22 protein-coding genes are annotated in these 23,009 nt (G+C 73.0%); 7 read left to right on the plus strand and 15 right to left on the minus strand.

Annotated elements, in window-relative coordinates:
• Positions 1-54 precede the first annotated feature (54 nt).
• Positions 55-522, plus strand: a complete 468-nt coding sequence (locus Dsi01nite_RS13210) for a hypothetical protein (RefSeq protein WP_203846414.1) — start codon at positions 55-57, stop codon at positions 520-522.
• Here the strand turns inward: Dsi01nite_RS13210 and Dsi01nite_RS13215 are convergent.
• The gene (locus tag Dsi01nite_RS13215; RefSeq protein WP_203846415.1) at positions 519-2,282 is read right to left on the minus strand and encodes a VanW family protein; all 1,764 of its coding nucleotides are present in this window, start codon (positions 2,280-2,282) and stop codon (positions 519-521) included. The two genes, Dsi01nite_RS13210 and Dsi01nite_RS13215, sit on opposite strands and share 4 nt — an antisense overlap.
• Positions 2,283-2,443: 161 nt before the next feature.
• Between Dsi01nite_RS13215 and Dsi01nite_RS13220 the strand changes: the two genes are divergently transcribed.
• Entirely contained in the window at positions 2,444-3,271 is an 828-nt protein-coding gene (locus Dsi01nite_RS13220) for an ATP-grasp domain-containing protein (protein ID WP_203846416.1), read from the plus strand.
• Between the two features lie 34 nt (positions 3,272-3,305).
• Here the strand turns inward: Dsi01nite_RS13220 and Dsi01nite_RS13225 are convergent, their stop codons facing one another.
• A complete protein-coding gene (locus Dsi01nite_RS13225; RefSeq protein WP_203846417.1) occupies positions 3,306-4,532 on the minus strand; it encodes an MFS transporter in 1,227 nt (408 codons plus the stop codon).
• A gap of 86 nt (positions 4,533-4,618) precedes the next feature.
• On the opposite strand from Dsi01nite_RS13225, the gene Dsi01nite_RS13230 reads away from it, so the two are divergent.
• Complete coding sequence (locus Dsi01nite_RS13230; protein WP_203846418.1) at positions 4,619-5,551, plus strand: GlxA family transcriptional regulator; 933 nt, start codon at positions 4,619-4,621, stop codon at positions 5,549-5,551.
• A 54-nt stretch (positions 5,552-5,605) separates the two neighbouring features.
• Here Dsi01nite_RS13230 and Dsi01nite_RS13235 read toward each other — a convergent pair whose 3' ends face one another.
• Together Dsi01nite_RS13235 and Dsi01nite_RS13240 are read right to left on the minus strand one after the other, a co-directional pair.
• Positions 5,606-6,289, minus strand: coding sequence for a nucleotidyltransferase domain-containing protein (locus Dsi01nite_RS13235; RefSeq protein WP_203846419.1), 684 nt, complete (start codon positions 6,287-6,289; stop codon positions 5,606-5,608).
• 31 nt (positions 6,290-6,320) lie between these two features.
• The gene (locus Dsi01nite_RS13240) at positions 6,321-6,860 is read right to left on the minus strand and encodes a phosphoribosyltransferase family protein (RefSeq protein WP_203846420.1); all 540 of its coding nucleotides are present in this window, start codon (positions 6,858-6,860) and stop codon (positions 6,321-6,323) included.
• A 68-nt stretch (positions 6,861-6,928) separates the two neighbouring features.
• Here Dsi01nite_RS13240 and Dsi01nite_RS13245 point away from each other — a divergent pair, with 68 nt between their 5' ends.
• Positions 6,929-7,675, plus strand: coding sequence for a hypothetical protein (locus tag Dsi01nite_RS13245; protein WP_203846421.1), 747 nt, complete (start codon positions 6,929-6,931; stop codon positions 7,673-7,675).
• 40 nt (positions 7,676-7,715) lie between these two features.
• Here the strand turns inward: Dsi01nite_RS13245 and Dsi01nite_RS13250 are convergent, their stop codons facing one another.
• The 3 genes from Dsi01nite_RS13250 to Dsi01nite_RS13260 are packed head-to-tail and all read right to left on the minus strand — an operon-like array spanning position 7,716 to position 11,368.
• Complete coding sequence (locus Dsi01nite_RS13250) at positions 7,716-8,420, minus strand: TMEM175 family protein (RefSeq protein WP_203846422.1); 705 nt, start codon at positions 8,418-8,420, stop codon at positions 7,716-7,718.
• A gap of 11 nt (positions 8,421-8,431) precedes the next feature.
• Entirely contained in the window at positions 8,432-10,585 is a 2,154-nt protein-coding gene (locus Dsi01nite_RS13255) for a terpene synthase family protein (RefSeq protein ID WP_203846423.1), read from the minus strand.
• Between the two features lie 9 nt (positions 10,586-10,594).
• Positions 10,595-11,368 carry a bestrophin-like domain gene (locus Dsi01nite_RS13260; protein ID WP_203846424.1) on the minus strand — a complete coding sequence of 258 codons (774 nt, stop codon included), beginning with the start codon at positions 11,366-11,368 and terminating at the stop codon, positions 10,595-10,597.
• Between the two features lie 80 nt (positions 11,369-11,448).
• Here Dsi01nite_RS13260 and Dsi01nite_RS13265 point away from each other — a divergent pair, with 80 nt between their 5' ends.
• A complete protein-coding gene (locus tag Dsi01nite_RS13265; protein WP_203846425.1) occupies positions 11,449-12,741 on the plus strand; it encodes a hypothetical protein in 1,293 nt (430 codons plus the stop codon).
• Positions 12,742-12,757: 16 nt separating this feature from the next.
• On the opposite strand, the gene ispH is transcribed toward Dsi01nite_RS13265, so the two are convergent.
• From ispH to Dsi01nite_RS13295, 6 genes are all read right to left on the minus strand, one after another.
• On the minus strand, positions 12,758-13,714 hold the full coding sequence (gene ispH / locus Dsi01nite_RS13270) for a 4-hydroxy-3-methylbut-2-enyl diphosphate reductase (protein WP_203846426.1): 957 nt from the start codon (positions 13,712-13,714) through the stop codon (positions 12,758-12,760).
• A 2-nt stretch (positions 13,715-13,716) separates the two neighbouring features.
• Positions 13,717-14,772 (minus strand): family 2 encapsulin nanocompartment cargo protein polyprenyl transferase, encoded by a 1,056-nt coding sequence (locus tag Dsi01nite_RS13275; protein ID WP_203846427.1) that lies wholly within the window; start codon positions 14,770-14,772, stop codon positions 13,717-13,719.
• A gap of 4 nt (positions 14,773-14,776) precedes the next feature.
• Entirely contained in the window at positions 14,777-16,150 is a 1,374-nt protein-coding gene (locus Dsi01nite_RS13280; protein ID WP_308442045.1) for a family 2B encapsulin nanocompartment shell protein, read from the minus strand.
• Positions 16,140-17,567: a family 2B encapsulin nanocompartment shell protein gene (locus Dsi01nite_RS13285; RefSeq protein ID WP_203846429.1), complete on the minus strand. Its 1,428-nt coding sequence runs from the start codon at positions 17,565-17,567 to the stop codon at positions 16,140-16,142. Before Dsi01nite_RS13285 ends, Dsi01nite_RS13280 begins: the two co-directional genes overlap by 11 nt.
• Positions 17,568-17,793: 226 nt before the next feature.
• Positions 17,794-18,177: a VOC family protein gene (locus tag Dsi01nite_RS13290; RefSeq protein ID WP_203846430.1), complete on the minus strand. Its 384-nt coding sequence runs from the start codon at positions 18,175-18,177 to the stop codon at positions 17,794-17,796.
• A gap of 9 nt (positions 18,178-18,186) precedes the next feature.
• A complete protein-coding gene (locus Dsi01nite_RS13295; RefSeq protein ID WP_203846431.1) occupies positions 18,187-18,804 on the minus strand; it encodes an L-threonylcarbamoyladenylate synthase in 618 nt (205 codons plus the stop codon).
• Positions 18,805-18,868: 64 nt separating this feature from the next.
• On the opposite strand from Dsi01nite_RS13295, the gene Dsi01nite_RS13300 reads away from it, so the two are divergent.
• A complete protein-coding gene (locus Dsi01nite_RS13300) occupies positions 18,869-21,394 on the plus strand; it encodes an ATP-binding protein (protein WP_203846432.1) in 2,526 nt (841 codons plus the stop codon).
• Between the two features lie 52 nt (positions 21,395-21,446).
• Here Dsi01nite_RS13300 and Dsi01nite_RS13305 read toward each other — a convergent pair whose 3' ends face one another.
• Entirely contained in the window at positions 21,447-21,815 is a 369-nt protein-coding gene (locus tag Dsi01nite_RS13305) for a hypothetical protein (RefSeq protein ID WP_203846433.1), read from the minus strand.
• Positions 21,816-21,951: 136 nt separating this feature from the next.
• Between Dsi01nite_RS13305 and Dsi01nite_RS13310 the strand changes: the two genes are divergently transcribed.
• Complete coding sequence (locus Dsi01nite_RS13310; RefSeq protein ID WP_203846434.1) at positions 21,952-22,311, plus strand: nuclear transport factor 2 family protein; 360 nt, start codon at positions 21,952-21,954, stop codon at positions 22,309-22,311.
• Between the two features lie 3 nt (positions 22,312-22,314).
• On the opposite strand, the gene Dsi01nite_RS13315 is transcribed toward Dsi01nite_RS13310, so the two are convergent.
• Positions 22,315-22,929, minus strand: a complete 615-nt coding sequence (locus Dsi01nite_RS13315; RefSeq protein WP_203846435.1) for a hypothetical protein — start codon at positions 22,927-22,929, stop codon at positions 22,315-22,317.
• Positions 22,930-23,009: the final 80 nt, after the last annotated feature.

Consider the following 23,009-nt stretch of genomic DNA (forward strand, 5'->3'; position numbering starts at 1 on the left):
TGATGACGACCAGCACGCACGGACCGCAACCAGGACGCCTGCCACCATGGTCCGATGAGTCGCGAGGAGCAGCCCGCCTGGACCGCCGTCGTGCATTTCCGTGGCGGGTCCGTCCCACCCCCGTGGCACCACGAGTGGAGCATCACCCTCGGCGCGACCGGCGACGCCCGACTCGACTACCGCCCCGACTACCGCGACCCGACCTGGACCTACACCGCGCCGGTCGACACCGGAACGCGCGAGGCCGTCTGGGCCGTGGTCCAACGGCAGGAGCCCGCGCCGCCGCCCCACCCGGGGGCACCGATCGGCGGCGACAGCAGCTGGGCGGTGACCACGATCGGCGAAAGCAGGATCATCGCGGGCGGCCTGGCGACCCGGGAGCTGTTCGGGCTGCTGCGCGCGCGGTTCGGGCCGGGCGTGTGGGACGAGATCGCCGAGCGGCGCAAGCGCTACATCGCCGAGCACCCGCGCACGCACGAGAGCGGGGCATCCATGTGGGACACGGGCCCGGCGCCGTTCTAGCCGCTGGTGGGAGACGTCGGGGCGGGGCCGCAGATGAAGTGGGGCTCCGGGTCGTAGCGCCAGGCGAAGCGCTCCCGCCGGATCTCCTTGCCGTCCTGCTTGAAGACGCGGAAGGCCTCCTGGGTGAAGCCCGGCAGGCCGTCGGTCGGGTTGCAGTCCGGTTCGCGCAGATACGTGGTCGTCGGCTGCACGGTCTTCGTGCGGGGGCCGTACTCGGCGGTGACGTCCCAGCGCTTCGTGCCGAACAGGGTGACGGTGATCGACGTGTCGGTGGTGGCGGTGTCGATGAGCACGCCGGTCGGGGAGTCGTTGCGGAAGCGCAGGTCGAGGGACGGGAACACCACGGTCGCCTCGATGACCGACGGGTAGCGGTCGAAGTAGTAGGTGTGCGGGCGGTGCTCCACATCCTGCAGGCCGGCGTAGAAGACGGCGTTGAACAGGGTGGTGGCGACCTGCGACACGCCGCCGCCGGGCGAGTTCTTGATCTTTCCGTCCTCGATGCCGGGGGCGTCGACGTATCCCTTGGCGTGGGTGCGCTGGCCGACGTGGCCGTTGAGGGAGAACGTCTGGTCCGGCAGCACGACGGCGCCGCGCAGGGCCTCGGCCATCGTGCGGATGTTGATCACGCGGGACTGGCCGGCGTCGAACTTCGTGGTGAACGTGGACAGCTTCTCCCGGATGCCGAGCCCGCCGAGCTGGGTCGAGGACACGGCGGCCGGCTTGGCGGTCAGGCCGACCTCGACGCGCCGCGGGGTCGCCGAGGTGCGCAGCGCGGCCAGGATCGCCGGGGTCGCCGCGGCGAGGTCGACCTGCTGGCCGTCGACCTGGGGTTTGACGACCGGCCGGTCCTGCTCGACGGTGAACGTCGCGTCGGTGGCGGCGACCTCGACCTTGGTGAAGGACGGCACCGCCTTGCGCAGGGCGGCGATGTCCAGGGACGGCTGGACGAGACCGTCGGCGTCGGACTCCAGTTTCAGCGCGGCCGCGATGGCGGGGACGGGGACGGTGACCTCGCCGCGGGGCGTGCCGAGGACCAGCGGCGCGGCGACGGCCGGGGTCGCGAGGTCCGCGAGCAGGCGGTCGACGTCGGCCTTGGTGCTGCGGGGCACGAGGTCCACGACGGGGAAGTCCACGGTCTGCCGCCGCAGCCAGCCCCCCTCCATGATCGCCCCGATCCGGTGGCGGTCGATGCCGCGACCGCTCACCGGATACACGGCGACCGGGCGCTGCTTGTCGAACCGGACCGCCGGCAGCACCGGGGCGTCGCCCTGGGTGCCGAGGTGGGCCATGAGCGCCTCGTACAGGCGGGTCGCGTCGGCGTGCACGACCGGTTCGACGGTGATCCCGCCGTGCAGCCACGCGAACGGCCCGGGCGTCGCCCGCACGGCCCGGTCGACGGTGGCGTCGACGTCCAGGACCAGGCCGACGGCGGCGGGGTCGACCACGGCGCCGGACGCGCCCACGCGGACCGGGACCGGGGCGGCGACCCGCTCGCGCAGGGTGTCGCGCAGCAGCCGCACCGCGTCGGCGCGGGAATGCCCGCCGAGGTCGACGCCGAGGACGCGCACGCCGCGGTCGACGTCCTTGGCGTACGTGCTGACCGCCGTGACGAGGGGCACCACGACCAGCAGCGTCACGGTCGCGGTGAGCCGTCGCCGGCGGCGGGCCCGGGCGCGCCGCACGATGGGCGGCACGACGGGACGCGTCTGCGGTGCGGTGGGTGCCAGCCGGCGCAGTCGGGACAGCAGGTCCGTTGCCATACAACAGACCATGCCCGATTTGTACCCTCTGTCGGACTCGATCGGCCCCGATGTCCCCCAACGTGTCACTGTGATGGCGCCGCGTGCTGCGGGTATGCCGTTCTCGGCCGTGAGCAGCCACCGGCAGCGACACTGATGGCCCTCGCTGGCAGGATGTACGGGTGCGGCAGTTCCGGATGTTGGCCATGCGCGTGCGCTCGCCCGAGGCGAGTGCCGCACTGACGCATGCCGCCCGCCGGATCGACCTGCCCGTCGCCCAGCTGCCCGGCGACCCGGCCGAGGTCACGGGCCTGCGCTCCGCCGACGGCGTCGCCTGGCGCGCGGCCGGCGGCTACCTGACCACCCTGATCGCCGCCGGCGCCGACATCCGCCTGCACGGCGCGAGCCCCAGCTGGTTCGCCGGTCTCCCCCGCGACGTCACCGGCCGCGACATCCGCCTGGTCAGCGTCGGCGAGGCGCCGGACCTCGTCGGCTCCCGCCCCGCCGTGGCGAAGCTCGCCGACGAGAAGCACCCCGCGTTCTCCGCCGCGTGGGTGCGCAACGCCGACGACCTGCGCAACCGGCTGCGCACCGCCCGGCTGCCGGCCGACAGCACGCTGATCATCATGGATCACTGGCTGGACCTCGCCTCGGAGTACCGGGTCTTCACCATCGGCCGCGAGCCGGTCGCCTGGTCGCCCTACGTGGTGGAGGGCGAGGAGTGGAGCCCGACGCTGCGCCACCACCGCGCGTCCTGGCACGACGAGGCGGCCACGTTCGTCGCGCTGATGCTCGCCGACCTGCCGCACGAGGACGTCCCGCCGACCGCCGTCATCGACGTCGGCCGCACCGAGTCCGGCGACTTCGCGGTCCTCGAGGTCAACAACGTGTGGAGCTCCGGGCTCTACAGCTGCGACCCCGACGGGGTCCTGCGCGCCGTGCTCGCCGCCAACGACCCCGACTGCGCCCCCCGCTGGCGCTGGCAGCCCGCCCCGGCGCTGGGCGCCTGACGCGTGTAGCCCTGGGCGCACAAGGTCCAACGGATCATGAGGGCGCGCGGCGCAGGTTGCGGACCGGGCGGATGAGCAGCACCGCCGCGCACACCCCGACGGTGACCGCCGTGGCCAGCAACAGCAGGTCCCGCGGCGCGACCACGGTCGCCACCGGGCCGACGAGGGCCTGACCGACCGCGACCCCGGAGACCGAACCGGCCACCTCATACGCGGTCACCCGGTTCAGCACCTCCGGCGGCACCAGGGTCTGCACGCTGGTGGTCCACATCACCGACCAGAACGCCCACGAGAACCCGCCGACGATGTGCCCCGCGATCAGGACGCCGAGCGATGGTTCGAGGGCGACCGACAGCGGGATGGCGGCGAACCCGATCAGGACGGTCCCGCCCGCGGCCAGGGGACGCGCGGGACGGAACCGGATCGCGACCAGGCCGCCGAGGACCGTGCCGCAGCCGAGGCCGGCCATCGTCCAGCCGTAGGCGGCGTCGCCGAGGCGCTCGCCGATGAGCCGGGAGCCGAGCGGGATGTACGGGCCGAAGACGAACAGCCCGAAGAACACCCACACCACGATCACCGACCACATCCAGCTGCGGGACCGGAACTCCGTCCAGCCGCGCCGCAGGTCGGTCAGGACCGTGGTGCTGTTGCCGCGAACCGTGACCGAGACCCGGATCAGGGTCAGGCACAGGCCGCTGAGCAGGAACGTGCCGGCGTCGAACAGGTACACCGCGCCGGCACCGGTCAGCGTCATCAGCAGCCCCGCGAGGACCGGCCCACCGAGCTGCGTCGCCGCGTCGGCGATCTTGAGGGTGCCGTTGGCGCGCTGCGGGTCCTTCGCGACCAGCGGGACCATGCCGTTGACGCCCGGCTGGAACATCGCCGCCGCGACCCCGGCGAGGGCGGAGGCCACCAGCAGCAGCCACAGCGGCGGGGTGCCGGCGAAGAAGGCGACGGCGACCGCACCCTGCGTGACGGCCCGCACCACGTCGGCGCCGATCATCATGGCCCGCGCGCCGATCCGGTCGGCGAAGACCCCGCCGAACACCAGGAAGCCCACGAACGGCGCCGTCCAGACGGCAAGAACGTACCCAACGCCGGAGACGCCGTAGATCGCTCCGACGGCGAGCGCGGCCGCGACCGGCATCATCGCGTCGCCCAGCAGCGACACCACCCGGGCCGCGAAGTAGAACGAGAAATCCCTGGTCCAGAGCCGTGGCGTGACGTCGCCGGCCGGCTGTCGAACGATGATCGCGGTCATCCGAAGTGCTCCATGATCGTCAATCATGGTGGGGTACCGGCGGATGTGCAGGCGCCCTGCACGACATCATTGGGTACATTCGTGCCATGCCCAACCGCGTCGTCGCCGTCCTCGGCCCGGTCCAGGAGATGTACCCGGTGACCTGCGCGTCCGCCGTCTTCGGCGACCACGGCCCGGACATCCCGCGCCACTACGACTTCCGGCTCTGCACCGAGCGTCCCGGCCCGGTCCGCACCACGATGGGCGTCGACGTCGTGGTCGAGGACGGCCTCGAGGCGCTCGCCGACGCCGACACGGTCCTCGTCGCCGGTTGGTGCCCGCCCGCGTCCGCGGACCTCGACGCCGCGGTCCTGGCCGCGCACGCCCGCGGCGCCCGGATCGTCGCGATCTGCTCCGGCATCCACGTCCCGGCCCGCCTGGGCCTGCTGGACGGCCGCACCGCCGCCGCGCACTGGGAGGCCGCCGGCGAGCTGAGCCGGCACTACCCGACCGTCCGTGCCGACGGGACCGTGCTCTACGTCGACCACGGCGACGTCGCCACCGCCGGCGCCACCGCCACCACCGTCGACCTGTGCCTCAACCAGGTCCGGCGGGAGCACGGCGCGGCCCTCGCCATGCGCATCGGCCGCCAGCTGTCGGCGGCACCGCACCGGGAGGGCTGCCAGCGGCAGTACCCGGCGCTGCCGACCGCCGGCCCGGTCCCCGACTCCCTCGCCCCGCTGCTCGACTGGATCGCCGCCAACCTGGGCCGGCCGATCTCCCTCACGGACCTGGCCGCCCGCTCGGGGATGTCACCGCGGACCCTCAACCGTCACTTCCACGAGCAGCTCGGCATCTCTCCCGGCCGCTGGCTGCTCGACCGCCGCATCGCCAGCACCCGCGCGATGCTGGAGGAGACCGACCTGCCGGTCGAGACGATCGCCGAACGCGTCGGCCTGTCCTCCGCCGTGAACCTCCGCCGCCGCTTCCGCGCCGCCGTCAACACCACCCCGGCCGAATACCGCCGCGCCTTCCGCTGAACTCCAGTGATCCGGTAGACCTTGCGCACCCAGGGGTGCACAGGGTCTACCGGATCACAAAAAGCGGGCGCGGACGCGGAGGAGCCAGTCCTCGGCGACCCGCTCGTCCGGCTCCGCGGGCAGGACCCCCGCAGTGGCGTCGAACGCCGCCTCGTAGTCGGCGAGCATCCGGCGGGCAAGCTCGATGTCACCGGCGGCGACCTGCTCGCCGAAGTCGAGGAAGCGCTGCGGGTCGTCGAGGCGGATGCGGATCTCGCCCGTGGTGTAGGCGGTGTGGCCCTGCCAGCACAGCCGGAGCAGGTGCCGGGCGTGCTTCGCGGTGCGGTGGCGGGTCTCGGAGGAGAACGAGCCGTCGCCGCGGGACTCCAGCTTGCGGAACTGCTGGGTGGCGTAGCCGAGGTACGCGTCGCGGATGCGCTTCGCGGACAGGAACGCGGCCCGGATCGCGATCAGCTCGTCGCCGAGCGGGGTGCGCGTCTCGTACAGCTCGGCCGGCAGCCACATGAGCTCCGAGACCGTCGGGTTGCCGCCGAGGGCCAGGGAGCAGTACTTGCGGGCCTCGTGGAACGTGACGTCGGGGTGCGTGGTGACCCTCGACTCGGTCGGCTGCCGCAGGCCGTGGAACGCGACGGTCGGCGCGGCGAACACGCCGAGGCGGTCGATGTCGGAGCCGGGGCCGGCGAGCCCGTAGGCGGTCGAGCCGACGATCCCGGCGAGCAGCACGTTGTCCGGCGTCATGATCTCATTCTCCCCGACCTGTCATCGAGTTTTACAAGTCGCCGGCCGGCAGCAGCGCGCGCACGCCCAGGGTCGCGCGCAGCGGGTCGTCGTCGTCCATGTCGTCCACGACACAGGCGGTGCCGAGGAACTCAGCGCCGACCTCGAGGACCATCTCACGGGCCGCGCCGGCCTGCGCGCCGCTCTCGATCCAGTCGTCGACGCACAGCACCCGGTCACCGGGCCGGACCAGTCCACGCCGGAAGCTCATGATCCCGCCGCCGCCATGGTACGAGGACGGCAACGCCCGCCGCACGAACGCCGGATCCGACCCGAGCGCGACCCGGTCGTTCTTGCGCACCTCGACGAGCCCGACGCCCAGGTGCGCCGCGACGAGGGCGCCGACGAGACTGCCCCGCGACACCGGACCCGCGACCAGCGTCGGCGCGCCCGGCACCAGAGCGGCGAGCGCGGCCGGCAGGTCCCGCAGCACCACCGGATCCCGCCACCACTCGGTCACGTCCGCGTATGCCACGCCGGGCCCGCCCCGCCAGTGGAACCCGACCTGCAACCGGCCCACGAGATCCACCACGCCGCCGACGCTAACAGCCGGCGAAAACGCGGCCGCGCGGAGCCCGTCACGCCCGTACGATCCGTCGCGTGCGTGGCCTGCCCAGTCAGTACCGACCGAAGCCGTACCGCAAGGACGCGTTCGTCCACGTCCACTGGTGCTGCGCCGCCCTGATGACCGCGGCCTCGGCCCTGATCACGGTGGTCGAGCCCGCGTTCTGGTCGGTCTTCGGGCTGGTCTTCTTCGGTCTCAGCCTGGCGCTGGCCGAGGCGACCCGGCGGCAACGCCTGGACGACAAGGTCCGCAACCGGCTCGACCCGTTCCTGGGGCGGCTGCGCCGCGGCGACGTCGACGGCTACGGCTGGCTGCTGCGGGTCCTCGCGACCATGGACGGCCGCACGCCCAGGGCCCGCCGCCGCAGCCGGGTCGCCCTAGCCGCCATCACCGCCGACGAGCGGTTGCTGGACGGCCTGCTCGTGCACTGCCGGCGCCACCAGCTCAGCGTGGCGGTCTTCGCCGAGCGACTCGGCCGGCGGGGCACCGCGGGCCTCACTCCGGTGCTGGCGAGCCTCCACCCGGACGGCCACGCCCGCCAGGCCGCGGTGACCGCCATCGGCCCCCGGCTGCACCCCGCTCACCTGCCGTTCCTGGTGGAGCGGGCGGTCGACTGGGTGCCCGAGGTGCGGGCCGCCGCGCACCAGGTGCTGCGGACCGGACTCGGGCGGCGCCCGGATCTGGAGCTACCGGCCGGACGGGCCTACGCGCGGGTCGCCCGTCGCAAGCATGCGCCCGCCCTCTCGCAGCTGATCGACGGCGCTGGTTTGAAGGTCCGGTGAAGGGGGCGGTCACCACGCCGGCGGGCCGGTAGCGTTCAGGTCACCGGGAGACGCCGTGTTCCTCCTCGACGTCGGCGCGCGGATCGTCTTCTTCACGTCGAGCGCCGATCACGGCTGACCGCCGCGCGACGACCCGGCGATGGACGCGCCGGGCGACGCCGGACAGGACCGGCACCAGGATCCACCAGGCGTACGCGTAGTGGGTCACGAACGACATGGGGATCGACAGCAGGAACGCCGCGGCGAGGGAGCCCGAGGCGATCAGCGCGCCCGTCGTCACGCCCGGCGGGGTGCCCTCGCGGAACAGCCCGTGCCGGTGGATGGTGCGCACCATCGCCATGAACAGCAGCGCCGCGACCACCTGCACCCCGGCGTAGAAGGTGAACCGGGCCTGAAACGCGCCGTCGCCGTTGAGCACCTTCGTCGCGAACGGCATGATGACCTGCATGAGCAGCCACAGCAGGGTCAGGATGCTCAGCTTGCCGCCCATCGTCTCCACGTAGCGGAAGACCCGGTGGTGCCCGGACCAGTGCGCACCGATCACGACGAAACTGATCAGGAACGCCAGGTATTCACCGCGGTCCTCGGCCACGCTGTGCAGCAGGTCGCGGTTGGTCGCGCCCTCCGGCACGGGCAGCTCCAGCGCGAGCAGCGTGATGGCGATCGCGATGACGGCGTCGGAGAAGAACGTGAGCCGTTCCGCCGCCACCGCCTTCGCGACCACGACGGTCTCGGTGTCGCTCATGGCGCCACACACTACTGCGTGCGCACGAACCCCCTGGGCGCCGAGGGGATCGCTGGGATCCGGACCTTCAAGGAAGGCGAGTAGCGGTCGGTCACCTCGTGCCAGCGGACGATGCCCGACATCCAGTCCTGCAGCCGCACCACATAGGCGTCGATGCCGGCCCGGGCGGTGTCGGACAGGTCCAGGTGCGCGCACAGGGCCGGTAGCTCCACCGCGACGATCCGCTCGAACTGCCGCATCCGCGCGGTCATCAGGTCCCGCACGATCTCGGCGGCCTGCGACCGGGAGACGTCGAGGAAGTTCTCCACGACGAGGACGATGTTGTGCAGCTCCCCCTCGAACTCGATCTCCTTCTGATACGAGTACAGGTCGTTGACGAAGCACGCGTAGTCGCTCGCGGCTGCCTCGAGGTTCTGGATCGAGCGGGTCCCGTAGACCTCCGGCGGGACCTGGCGGCCGGTGCGGAACCGGGACAGGCTCATCGTCAGATCCGAGCCGAACGTGCGGCGGCGCATCTCGATGTAGTCGACGGGGTCGGGGATGCGCCGCTCGTGCTGGTTCTGCAGCTCCCACACCCAGCTGTCGAGCATGACGTCGACGGTGGCGCGGAACTCGGCCCGGTGCCCGGATTCCATCGGCGCCGCCGTGCGCCGCCACAGGTCCTGCAGACCTCGTTCGAGCGGGTTGGTCGGGACATCCGACGAATCCAGAGCAAGCGGCATGAACGACTTCAGCCGCGCGACCTGAGCCCGGGCCCCGGACAGGTCCCCAGTCGCGCCGTGCACCTGCGGGAACCAGTCGTCGCCGTAGGTGCCCCAGCTGAGCCACTGGGTGCCGAGGTCGAGCTCCTCGGCGGACCCGTCCGGGTTGATGGCGCCGCCGCAGACCGCGAAGTCGAACCCGGCCAGCATCCGCTCCGTCCACACCGACGGTGCCTTGACGGCCGGCGTCGCGGGCCGCGGCACGGGCTCGAAGAAGCCCATCTCGCGCGACCAGGAGATGACACTGCGCCGTGCCTGCTCCAGATGAGGACTCTGCCGCGACTGGTACGGCAGGTACAGCTCCGGCACCGGCAGCGGGCCGACCTGACGGAAGGGGCTCAGGTCGTAACGGCGGGCCCGCGAGGCGATCGCGAGCCGGGCCGCCGACGTGCCGATCCCACGGGGACCGCCCAGCCGCGCGCCGCCGTTCATGTAGCGGCTGGAGCGCAGGTGCCACTCGTGCCCGCCGGCCTGCCAGTCCTGCAGCCCGGCGGCGTACTTCAGCACCCGCAGCCGCTCGACCGGGTCCAGGCCGTGCTCGGCGAACAGGGGCTCCAGCTCGGTCAGCACCGTGTGCTCGAACTGCTGCAGGCGCGACGTCAGGATGTCGTTGACGGCCTCCGCCGACTCCTGCGGCCCGTAGCCGAGGAAGTGCTCCAGGACCAGGACGCAGTTGGCGAGCTCGCCCTCCTGCTGGGTTTCCCGCTCGTAGGAGAACAGGTCGTTGCGCAGGTGCACGCCGTCGGCGAACGTGTCCTTGAGGACGCGCAGCGGCCGGCTGTGCGCGACGCGGGCCGGGACCTCCGCGCCGGTGGCGTATTCGACCAGGTTCGCCGACCACGGGGCGCCGCCGACCTTGCGCCGCATCTCGATGTACTCGATCGGGTTGGAGATCCGGCCGGCGTTGATGTTGGCCAGCTCCCACAGCGACTCGTCCAGCAGGTTGCGGGTGCTGTGCACGAACCGGTCCCGCCAGTCGGCGGACATGGCCGGCACCGTGCGCTCCCACAGCTCCTTGAGCCCCCGCTCGACCGGGTTCGTGGGCTCCTCGGTGATCACGCCGTCCAGCGGCATGAACAGCCGCAACCGCTCCAGATAGGCCTCCGCACCCCGCATGTCCTGGGTGCGCTTGAACACGTCGAGGAAGTGGTCGTCGAAGAAGAACACCCACACGTACCAGTCGGTGACCAGGTCCAGCGCGGGCCCGGAAGCCTCGGGGTGCGTGTAGGCGCACAGCAGCGCGTAGTCGTGGTCGTCCAGATCCGAGGAGGTCCAGATGCCGGAGCCCTCCAGCATGCCCATCTCGCGGGCCCACGCCCTGGTGTGCGTGCGGGCGCCCTCCAGGTGGGGGTTCAGGCGGGCCGGGTACGGCTGATAGAAGTCGGGGAGCACAAAAGGATGCACAGCAGGGTCCTATCGAGCGGTGCCGTCGTCGACGACATCGGTGAACACGTCGACGGTGACGCTCTCGCCGCGCTGGAACGGGAACTCCAGCTCGTAGACGGCGAAGAGCATCAACGCCGACATGGCGGCGAGCAGGGCGATGATCGTCAGGTACTCGCCGCTGCCCTTGACCCCGAACATCAGGGCGTTGGCCAGCGTGAGCACGTCGCCGACGATCAGGGCGAGCCACATGACCTTCGGCAGGCCGGCCCCGGCCGCGGCGAGCCGGGCGTCCCGGTTGGCGGTGAGCGCGCGCAGGTCGGCGCGGGCCTCGGCCTGCCGGTTCGCGGCGGCGTCGGCACCGTCGGGCAGCGGCGCGTCGACGGTCTTCCACAACCGGGAGATGACGGCGCTGCCGGCCCGGCCGACCGGCCTGCCCTCGGCCATCGCCGGCCACTCCTGCTGGGTCACGATCCTGGTGTATTCGGCGGTCAGCCCGCGCATCGCGGTGCCGTCCGCGGCGGGCAGGGTGTCGGCGTAGTGGTTGAGGTCGACGACGGCGCGGGCCTCGGCGCGGCCGCTGTCCTGCGCGCCGTCGCCGGCCTCCCAGACGCTCACGATCACGAACGTCATGAGGATGGCGTACAGGACACCGATGATCGCGAATGCGATGCCGGCCACGTCGTTGTTCTCCTGGCGGTCCTCGACCGGCACGAACCGTTGCACCGCAAGGCCCGCGGCGATCGCGACGGCGACCGCGACGACCGTGACGAGCAGGCCGCCGATCAGGATCTCACCGTTCACCGGCACCTCCCTCGGATAGCCTGATCAGCAGTGTTTCGCGGCTTTTGTCAGCATCGGCAGTGATTGCGGAGTGTGTTGCGATGTCTCGTTTTCGCCGGTGTACGACCACCGCGGCGCTCGGGCTCTGCTGCGCCGCGCTGCCGGCCACCGCCCTCGCGGCGCCGGCGCCGGCCGGGCTGCCCGCGGGTCTGGTGTGGGTGTCGCGGGGGCCGGGTGACGCCGCGAGCACCCTGCACCGGGTCACCGCGTCGGGTGCCGTGACGCTGACCCCGCTCGGGTTCGCGGTCAACGCGATCGGCTGCACCCCCGACGGCACCGTGTTCGGCCTCGCCGCCACCCGGGCCGGCCGGAAGCTGCGGTCCGGCCCGCACGTGGTCCGCGTCGGCGCCGACGGGCGCGTGACCGACCTCGGCGCCGTCCGAGCCCCCGTCAAGGCCCCCGGGCATCCCCTCGCCGACGGATACGGCGGCACCGTCGTGTCCACCGGCGGCCGGGTCCAGCTGCTCGTCGGGACGGCGTCGGCGCTGCGGCCGGTGCGGGTCGCCCCGGGCCCGCCGGAGCTGCTGGCGCCCCGGAAGCTGCCGGACCTGCCGTACGTCGGCGACTGGGTCCTCGACGCCCGCGGCGACCTGCTCACCGTCGCCGCCCGCGACGGCCGCGCACAGCTGGTCCGGCTCGCCCCCGGCGCCACGACGCCGGTGCTGACCCCGCTGCCGCCGGCGCTGCCGGGCCGGTCCGCGTACGGCGGCCTGGCGCTGCACCCGGACGGCACGCTGACGGCACTGTTCAACCAGTCGGCCGGGCCGGGCGCGGGCCCCGGCACGGGACGCGCCCCGGCCGGCAGCGCGCTGTTCCGGATCCCCGTCGCGCATCCGGACCGCGCGGCGAAGGTCGCGGACCTCGGCGCGATCACGTCGTCGGACGCGACCACCTGCCCCGTCCCGGCGCCGCCGGTCCCGCCCGTCGTGCCGCCCGTCGTGCCGCCCGTCGTGCCGCCCGTAGTGCCGATCGTGCCACCGTCGGTGCCGGTGGCCGGGGTCGCGGCCGTGCCGACCGCCGCACCGGCCGCCGCGCCGACCACAGCACCGACCACGACCGCGCCACCGGCGGCGGCACCGGTACCGGTCCCGGTGCCGCCGCCCGCGCCGCGGCCGCAGGTGCGGCGGGCCACCCCGTCGCCCACCGCCGCGCCGCCCTCCGCCACGGCGTCGCCCGCCACGACGCCGACTCGGAGGAGGGCAGGCGTGCACGCCGCCCCGGTGCCGGTCACGACCCCGGCGAGGGCGGCGATCGGCAAGCGGTACATCCCGCTCACCGGCGCGTTCATGATCGCCACGGTCGCGATGACCCGGCTGTTCCGGCGGCGCCGCTGAGCCGTGCGGCGCGGGGTCATGGCCGCACCGTCGACGGCAACGCGAACTGCTGGTGCTCCGCGGCGACCCGGCGCTCCCGGACCGTGAGCGGCCCGTGCTCGCGCAGCGCGGCGATGACCTCCTCGACCAGCCGCGGCGGCGCCGAGGCGCCCGCGGACAGGCCGATGACCCGCGCGCCGGCCAGCCATGCCGGGTCGAGCTCCGACGCGTCGTCGATGAGGTGCGCCGGCGTGCCGAGCCGCCGGGCGAGCTCGACCAGCCGCACCGAGTTGGACGAGTTCGCGGACCCGACGACGAGGACCAGGTCCGCGTCGCGGGCGACCGCGGCGACCGCCTCCTGCCGGTTGGTCGTGGCGTAGCAGATGTCGTCGGAGCCGGGGCCACGCAGCGCCGGGAAGCGGTCCCGGAGCGCGTCGACGACCTCGCCGACCTCGTCCACAGCGAGGGTCGTCTGGGTCAGGTACGACACCCGGCCCGGGTCGTCGACCCGCAGCGCGGCGACGTCGGCGGCCGACTCGACGAGCACCATCCGGTCCGGTGCCTCGCCGAGCGTCCCGTCGACCTCCTCGTGGCCCGCGTGCCCGACGAGCACGACGGTGTCGCCCCGGCCGGCGAACCGGCGCGCCTCGGCGTGCACCTTCGTGACGAGCGGGCAGGTCGCGTCGACGACCCGCAGTCCCCGCGCCGACGCGTCGGCCCTGACCTGTGGCGCGACGCCGTGCGCGGAGAACACGACGGTCGCGCCGTCGGGCACCTCGTCCAGCTCCTCGACGAACACCGCGCCCCGGGTCTCCAGGTCGGCGACCACGTGGCGGTTGTGGACGATCTGCTTCCGCACGTACACCGGCCGGTCGGCGCCGGCCAGGGTCCGTTCCACGACCTCGATCGCCCGCTCCACCCCCGCGCAGAACGACCTCGGCGCGGCGAGCAGGACCGTGCGCTGGACCTGGGCCTGGACCTGGACTGTTGCCACCGTCACCGGTCCCGTCGGGTGGCGAACCGGGCGAGGACGGCGAGCTCCGTCTCGGCCCGCGGGTCGGCGCCGGCCGCGACGAGCGCGTCGAGGGCGCGGCTGAGCAGTTCGTCGGCCTGCGCCTGGCCCCAGATCCGCGCGCCGGCCGCCTCGACGAGGACCGCGGCCCGCTCCACCTGCGCCTCGGGCAACGCGTCCGCGGCACCGGCACCCGCGCCCGTGTAGAACGTGGCGAGCTCCAGGCCGGCCGCGGTGCCGGAGGTCAGGGCCGCGACCACCGGCAGGGACTTCTTGCGGCTGCGCAGGTCCGAGTGGACCGGCTTGCCGGTGGTGGCCGGGTCGCCCCAGATGCCGAGCAGGTCGTCGACGAACTGGAACGCCAGGCCGAGGTCCTCGCCGAACTGCGCGAGCCGCAGCACCTGGGCCGGCCGGCCGCCGCCGAGCAGGGCGCCGATCGCGCACGCCGAGCCCAGCAGCGCGCCGGTCTTCGCCGCGGCCATGGCCAGGCAGGCCTCGACGCTGACGTCGGTGCGGCGCTCGAAGTCGAGGTCCGCGCTCTGCCCCTCGAGGAGCCGCTGCACGGCGGCGCCGAGCATGCCGGTCGCCCGGGTCGCCGCCGGGTGCCCGCTGCCGGCGACGGTGTCCATCGCCAGGGCGAGCAGCGCGTCCCCGGCGAGGATCGCCGCGCTGGTGCCGAACACGCTCCACGCCGTCGGCCGGTGCCGCCGGGTCGCGTCGCCGTCCATGACGTCGTCGTGCAGAAGCGAGAAGTTGTGCACCAGTTCGACTGCGACGGCACCACGGAGCGCGTCGTCCGCCGTACCCCCGACCGCGGCAGCAGACAACATCACCAGGGCAGGGCGCAGCGCCTTGCCGGGGTCCGCCGCCACGGCCCGGCCGTGCTCGTCCCACCAGCCGAAGTGGTAGCCGGCGATGTGCCGCATCGACGTCGGCAGCGTGTCGACCGCGGCCCGCAACGCCGGCGCGAGCAGGTCCCGGCTGTCGGCGAGGATCGCGCCCGACGGTCTGGGCTTGGTGACGACCTGAGCGGCGACCATCCGGTCAGCCTCCGATCTCGACGTGTTCGAGGATGCCGAGCGCGTCCGGGACGAGCACGGCGGCGGAGTAGTACGTGCTGACCAGGTATGAGGTCACGGCGTGCTCGTCGATGCCCATGAACCGCACGTTGAGGCCCGGCTCGGTCTCGTCGGGGATGCCGGTGCGGCGCAGCCCGATCACGCCCTGGTCGTCGGCGCCGGTGCGCAGGACCAGGATCGAGCTCGTCCCGTGCTCGCTGATCGGAATCTTGTCGCAGGGCAGCAGCGGCACGCCCCGCCACGACTGGACCTGCCGGCCTTCGAGCTCGATGCTCGGCGCGTACAGGCCGCGGCGGTTGCACTCCCGGCCGAACGCGGCGATGGCCTTCGGATGGGCGAGCAGCAGCCGCGACTTGCGCCGCCGGGACAGCAGCTCGTCCAGGTCGTCCGGGGTAGGCGGGCCGCTCCGGGTGGAGATGCGCTGCCGCAGGTCGGCGTTGTGCAGCAGGCCGAAGTCGCGGTTGTTGATCAGCTCGTGCTCCTGCCGCTCGCGCAGCGCCTCGACGGTCAGCCGCAGCTGCTGCTCGAACTGGTTCATCGGCTGGTTGTAGAGGTCCGCGACGCGGGTGTGGATGCGCAGGATCGTCTGGGCGACGCTGAGCTCGTACTCCCGTGGCGTGGTCTCGTAGTCGACGTAGGTGCCCGGCAGTCTCGGCTCGCCCTGGTGGCCGCTGGCCAGCTCGATGGCGGCTTCGCCGTGCTTGTTCTGCTGTTTTCCCGATTTTTCGGCATTTTTTGCCAGATGCGGGCTGAGCTGGTCGCGGAACCGGTCGATCTCCTGGCGGCGCAACGCGAGCAGCGTCGCCGGGGTCGTCGTGCGGACCGTGCAGCCCCAGCTGCTCAGGGCGCCCTCGAAGACGCCGTCGCCGAAGAAGTCGCCGTCGGTGAGGACGCCGAGGAGGGTCTCGTCGCCGTACTCGCCGACGCCCAGTTGCCGGACCTTGCCCTTGACCAGCAGGAACACCCGGTCGGCGGGCTGCCCCGCGGTCACCACCGTCTCGTCCGGGCCGAGCTCCAGCTGCTCGAACCGTTCGGCCATCTGGTGCAGGACGGAGTCGTCCGGAAACTCGCGTAGCGCCGGCAGCTCCCGCAGCTCCTGCGGGATGACCTTCACCGCGGCGCCGGTGCTGGTGAACGTGACCCGCCCGTCGCCGACGGTGTAGGTGAGCCGCCGGTTGACCCGGTAGGTGCCGCCCTCCGCCTCGACCCACGGCAGCATCCGCAGCAGCCAGCGGGGCGTGACGCCCTGCATCTGCGGGACGGATTTGCTGGTGGTCGCGATGGTACGGGCAGCGCGCGTGCTGAGACTGCGCAGCTGCTCCTGCTCGTCAGTTCTCACGGCCGATTTCCACATTCTCAAGAATGCCGAGCGCGTCCGGCACCAGCACCGCGGCGGAATAGTAGGCGCTCACCAGATACGAAATGATGGCCTGCTCACTGATGCCCATGAACCGCACGGAGAGGCCGGGTTCATACTCGTCGGGAATACCGATCTGGTGCAGTCCGATGACACCCTGATTCTGCTCGCCGACGCGCATCAGCATGATGGACGTGGTCCGGGTGTCGCTCACCTCGATCTTATTGCTCGGGAAGATCGGCACGCCGCGCCACGCCGGGACCTGGTGCCCGCCGAAGTCGATGTTGCCGGGGTAGACGCCCCGCCGGCTGCACTCCCGGCCGAACGCGGCGATGGCCCGCGGGTGGGCGAGGAAGAACGTCGGCTCCTTCCACACCAGCGACAGCAGCTCGTCCATGTCGTCCGGGGTCGGCGGGCCGGTGCGGGTGTAGACGCGCTGGTCGTAGGCGGCGTTGTGGAGCAGGCCGAAGTCCCGGTTGTTGACCAGCTCGTGCTCCTGCCGCTCGCGCAGCGCCTCGATGGTCAGCCGCAGCTGCTGCTCGACCTGGTCCATCGGCTTGTTGTAGAGGTCCGCGACGCGGGTGTGCACCCGCAGGACCGTCTGCGCGACGCTGAGCTCGTACTCCCGCGGCGACGACTCGTAGTCGACGTACGTGCCGGGCAGGACCGGCTCGCCCTCGTGCCCGGAGGCCATCTCGATGGCGGCCTCGCCGTGCTTGTTCTGCGGCTTCTGCGGCTGGTTCTGCATCCGGCGGATGTGCTCGCGCAGCGTGTCGGCCTGGCCGTTGAGCTGCTGCATCGCCTGCCACGACAGGGCCAGCACGGTGCAGCCGGTCAGCGCCTTGGCGGTGAACTCCCAGTTCGCGGCGCCGCCGGTGAGGATCTCCGAGCCGAAGTGGTCGCCGTCGGCGAGGACCCCGAGGACCGTCTCGTCGCCGTACTCCCCCGCCCCGATCTTGTTGATCTTCCCGTGGGCGATGAGGAACACCCGGTCGGCCGGCTGACCCTTGGTGACGATGACGTCGCCGGGCGCGAACTCCTGCTGCACGAACCGGTCCGCGAGGGAGCGCAGCGCGGTGACGTCCTCGAACCCGCGCAGCGCCGGCAGCTCCGCCAGCTCCTGCGGGATGACCTGGACCTGCGAGCCGGTCGAGATGAACGAGACCCGCCCGTCTCCGACGGCGTAGCTGAGCCGGCGGTTCACCCGGTACGCGCCGCCGCCGGCCTGCACCCACGGCAGCATCTTCAGCAGCCACCGCGAGGTGATCTCCTGCATCTGCGGGACCGACTTGGTGGTCGTGGCGAGGTTCCGCGCGGCACCGGTGCTGAGGCTCAGCCGCCGCTGCTCCTGTTCCTCATTGGCTTGCGCATTCGATCCGATGGATTCGAGCAGGGTCATTTGTTTGCTTCCTATCACGCATTCCAGCCGATTGACACGGTGCAGCCGCCGCCCATCGGCGGCGCAAAAAGAAAGGGGATTCAGGCCGTCCTCAGTATGCCGTCGAACCTGGCCGATCGGGCCGTAAACCAAAAATGGTCGGCCAATTTTCAGCGATACCGCTAGCGGTGCGGCGGCAAGCATGCACCGCATTCCCGGGACGCTGAACTGTCGGGTCCACGACAGTTCAGCGGCTACTTACCAGCTCCGCCTCGAACCCGTCGGCGTCTTCCAGATATGCCGCGTAATGCTCCGGCCCACCCGCATACGGGTGCCGGTCAGGAAACAGCAACGACCATCCGTGCCCGCCCGCCGCACCGGTGATCGCGTCGAGCCGCTCCCGGCCCTCGACGTGGAACGCCAGATGGTTGAGCCCGGGCCGGCACCGCTCGTGCCGGTCCGCCGTCAACGCCGGCGACTGCTCCACCACGAGATAGGTCGCGCCGAGCCGCCAGCTGCGCCCCGCGTCCCAGTCCTGGAACTGCGTCCAGCCGAGCTCGCCGAGCAGCCAGCCCCAGCTGCGCACCGCCCGGGCCAGGTCCGGCACCCACAGCTCGACGTGATGCAGCACCGCCGGGGCCTACTCGAAGCGGGCGGGGTCGCCGGCGCCGACGCGGAGGATCTCGGGCTCGTCGCCGGACAGGTCCACGACCGTCGTCGGCTCGACGCCGCACTCGCCGTCGATCACGGCGTCAACCTGGTGGTCGAGCAGCTCCTTGATCTCCCAGCCCTGCGTCATCGGCTCGTCCTGGCCGGGCAGCAGCAGCGTGCTGGACAGCAGCGGCTCACCCAGCTCCGCGAGCAGCGCCTGGGTGACCGTGTGCTCCGGGATGCGGACCCCGACCGTGCGCTTCTTCGGGTGCAGCAGCCGGCGCGGCACCTCGGGGCTGGCCGGCAGGATGAACGTGTAGCTGCCCGGGGTCACCGCCTTCACCAGGCGGAACACCGAGTTGCTGATCTGCACGAACTGCCCGAGCTGGGCGAAGTCCCGGCACATCAGCGTGAAGTGGTGCCGGTCGTCCAGTTTCCTGATGTCACGGATCCGCTCCAGCCCCGGGCGGCTGCCCAGCTGGCAGCCCAACGCGTAGCAGGAGTCCGTCGGATAGGCGATCAGGCTGTCGTCGCGCAGCATCGACACGATCTGCTGCAGCAGCCGCGGTTGCGGGTTGTCGGGGTGCACGTCGAGGAACCTGGCCACAGGCAAGAGCCTACGCGTGCTGGACTACAGTCGATGCCATGCCATCCCCGCAGCAGCAGGCGGCATGTCCGTAGCGCCGCCGGACCCGGGTGCGGCCGGCACCGTCGGCGAACTCGTCGAGCGGCTGCGGCAGCTGAAGGTCTGGGCCGGCGACCCGTCGTTCGAGCGGATCAAGGACCGGGTCGACGCGGCCTGGACCGCTGCCGGGCGCCCGCCCGGCGAGCTGCCGGGCAAGACCACGATCGTCGACTGTTTCCGGTCCGGCCGGCGGCGGTTGAACGCCGACCTCGTGGTCACGGTCGTCGCCGCGTTGCACCCCGACCCCGGCTACACCGCGCAGTGGCGGCAGGCGCTGCAGGTCGTCGGCGGGCAGGCCCTGGCCGCCGCGCAGGTCCGGGTCTGGGACACGCTGCCGCCGGACCTGGCCGCGTTCACCGGCCGGGACGCCGAGCTGGACCTGCTGCGCGCGGCCGTCCGCGAGGGCGCCGCCCGCCCGGTGGTGATCACCGGGATGGCCGGGGTCGGCAAGACCCGGCTCGCCGTGCACGCCGCCCACGGGTTGTCGTTCGACCGGGTGCTGTTCGTGGACCTGCGCGGGTTCCATCCCGACGCCGGCCAGCCGCCCGCCGAGCCGGGTGCGGTGCTCGACGGCTTCCTGCGCCTGCTCGGCGTCCCCGGCCAGCAGGTCCCGCACGACCTGCCGGCCCGCTCCGCGGCGTTCCGCGAGCACCTGGCCGGCACCCGGACCCTGCTGATCCTGGACAACGCCGCCGGTGCCGACCAGGTCCGTGCGCTGCTGCCGGGCGACGGCATCCCGGTGCTGATCACCAGCCGGCGCCGGCTGGCCGTGCCCGGCGCGACCCGGATGACCCTCGAGGTGTTCACCGCCGCCGAGGCCCTGACGTTCCTCACGGCCACCGCGCCGCACGTCCCCGCCGGCGCGGACCCCGGCGCGGCGGCCCGCGTCGCGCACCGCTGCGGGCGCCTGCCACTGGCGCTCGGGCTGGTCGCCGCGCACATCCGGGCCAAGCCCGGCTGGACCCTGACCGACCACGCCGACCGGCTCGACGAGCGGCACGAGCGGCGGCACCTGGACGGCGGCGTGCAGGTGGCGCTGGACCTGTCCTACCGGGACCTGCCCGCCGACCGGCAACGGCTGCTGCGGCTCGTCGCGGCGCAGCCCGGGCAGGACGTCGACGCGCACGCCGCGGCCGCCCTCGCCGGCACCGACCCGGTCGCGGCCCACGACCGGCTGCGCGAGCTGTGCCGGGACCACCTGCTGCAGGAGGCGGCGCCCGGCCGCTACACCATGCACGACCTGATCCGCGCGTACGCCGCGAACCGCTCCGGTGACGACGACTCCCCCGCCGACCGCCGCGCCGCGCTGACCCGGCTGTTCGACTACTACCTGGCGGCCGCGGCGCGGGCCATGGAGGTCCGGCACCCGGCCGAGGCGCACCGGCGGCCGCACGTGCCACCGCCCGGCGCCGCACTGCCCGCACTGGACGACCCGGCCACGGCGCTGACCTGGCTGGACATCGAGCGACCCGGGCTGGTCGCGGTCGCCGGGCACACCGCCGCCCACGGCTGGCCCGGCCACACCGTCCGGCTGGCCGCCGTCCTGTACCGCTACCTCACCGGCGGGCACCTCGGCGACGCCCTCGTCGTGCACGGCCACGCCCGGGACGCCGCGCGGCGCGCCGGCGACGTTGCCGGGCACGCCCTGGCGCTGACCAACCTGGGTGTCACGCACCTGGCGGTCGGCCGGCCCGGACCGGCCGCGGACCTGCTCCGGGAAGCGCTGGACCTCTTCCAGGACGTGGCCGACCCGGTCGGGCAGGCCCGCGCGCTGACCAACCTCGGCGTCATCGACACGGAGTTCGGCCGGTACACCTCGGCGGTGGACGGCTACGAGCAGGCCATCGCGCTGTTCCGGCGGGCCGGCGACGGGACCGGCGAGGCGCACGTGCTCGGCAACCTCGGTGAGCTGGAGGCCCGGCTCGGCCGCGCGGAGGCGGCGACGGCGCACCACGACCGCGCCCTGGCACTGTTCCGGCAGGCCGGCGACGACACCGGCGAGGCGTGGGTGCTGAGCATCCTCGGCGAGGCCGAGGTCCGCCGCGGCGACCACGGGCCGGCCCGGGCGCACCTCCAGCAGGCGCTGATGCTCTACCGGCAGCTCGCCAACCGCCTCGGCGAGGCGTGGGTGACCGACAGCCTCGGCGCCCTCCACCATCACCTCGGCCGGCCCGCCGAGGCCATGGAGCATCACCGGCGGGCCCTGGAGGTCTTCCGGGAGACCGGCGACCGGGACGGCGAGGCGAGCGCGCTCATCGGCCTCGGCGAGGCGGCGCAGGCACTCGGCCGCCCGTCCGAGGCGGTCACGTTCCACGCCGCCGCCCTCGGCATCTCCGAGGACCCGTATCCGCGGGCCCGCGCCCACACCGGCCTCGGCCGCGCCCACCAGGTCCTGGACGACAGCGTCCGGGCCGGGCACCACTACCGGCGGGCCCTGCGCCTGCACACCGAGCTGGGCACCCCCGACGCGCTCGAACTGCGCGCCGTGGTGGAGACCGGCGCGCCGCAATGACCGCGGCGGCCCCACCCGGGGGCGGATGGGGCCGCCGTCAACTGCGTCCCCCTCAGCCGCAGTTGAGCGTGATCTCCGGGTCCCAGTTGGTCCGCCACCGCGTGGGTGTCGTGGAGACGCAGTAGAACTCGTAGTGCGGGGCGATGCTGCCGGAGATGCTGGCGACCAGCACGTCGTCGCGCCACACCTGCAGGGACACCTGCCTGCCCTCCGGATGCGCCGGCGTCGGGCAGCCCTCCCCGTCGGCGTAGGCGACGACCGCGGCCACCGGCTGCTGATATAGGTCGTGCTGGATGACGCAGCGGCCCGCCGCCGCCGCGGACGGCCCCGCCCAGGCGGGGGCCGAGGTGATCGACCCGGCACCGACACCCACCGCGGCGGCCAGCGCCACCCGGCCCAACGCTTTGACACCCGTTCCCATCTACGTCCTCCTGTCGGCCTGCAACGTGCTCACCGACGACGATCCGGCACCGCCCGGTCGCGCACCCGGATCCCGAACGAATCCGAACGCGGCCGCACCGGATGCCGCGGAAACATCGATGCGGTAGGAAGGTGCCATGACGGATCTGGAGGCGGTGACCGGCTGGGTCTCGGGCTATGTGCGGGCGTGGGCCAGCAACGACCCCACCGAGATCGGGGACCTGTTCGCGCTGGACGCGGCGTACTACCCGGCGCCGTTCGACGAGCCGTGGCGGGGCCGGGAGACGATCGTGCGGCGGTGGCTCGCGCGCAAGGACCGGCCCGGCACGACGACGTTCACCTGGCATCCGGTGACGGTCGGCCCGGACCTCAGCGTCGTGCAGGGGGTCACGACGTACCCGAAATGGACGTTCAGCAACCTGTGGCTGATCCGCCTCGACGGCGTCGGTCAGTGCCGGGAGTTCACCGAGTGGTGGATGCGCCAGCCCGCCCGCTGACGCTCACACCAGGTCGGGCAGCGGCGCGGGGCGCAGCCGGCGCCACACGATCACGGCGTAGGCGACCAGCAGTCCGGTGGTCAGGATGTGGGCGCAGGAGGCGGCGATCGCGTTGCCGGTCTCCCAGTCCGCCCCGTCGGGCCGACCCGACAGGGCCGCGAAGACCAGGGTCGGCACGAGGGCGACGCGCCCGACGAGGATGGTCCAGTGCCGCAGGACCGCGCGCCGGTCGAAGCCGAGGCGGTCGGCGACCACGCCGATCATCAGGAACCACAGCAGAAACAGGATGAGGCACGCCCAGAGCCCGTCCCGGGCCATCAGCCCGGCCTCGGTCGCGGCGCGCAACGTGTCCTCGGCGCCGGGCAGCAGGCCGAGGTGGGCGGCGTCGGCGCGGCGCAGGGCCCAGATGTTGACCGCCTGCAGCCCCACCTGCGCGACACCGAGCAGGACGAACCCGGCGGTGGCGACCTGCCACAGCGGCGACGGCCCGCCGGCGTCGACGAGCGCCCGCACCTCGTCGGCGTCTGGGACCCCGCCGTGGGTCGCGCACAGCAACTCGGCGCCGGCGGCGTAGCCGGGCTGGCCGCAGCGTTCGCACGGCATCGACAGGACGGTCACAAGTTCGGCAGCGTAGAGCAGGTGGGCCGGTTGCGCTGACCGCCGAACGGTCAGTAAGCCCTTCCACGCTTCGCGCGCGT

Origin of the sequence: Dactylosporangium siamense, assembly GCF_016862795.1 — a bacterium.
Classification (GTDB): Bacteria; Actinomycetota; Actinomycetes; order Mycobacteriales; family Micromonosporaceae; genus Dactylosporangium; species Dactylosporangium siamense.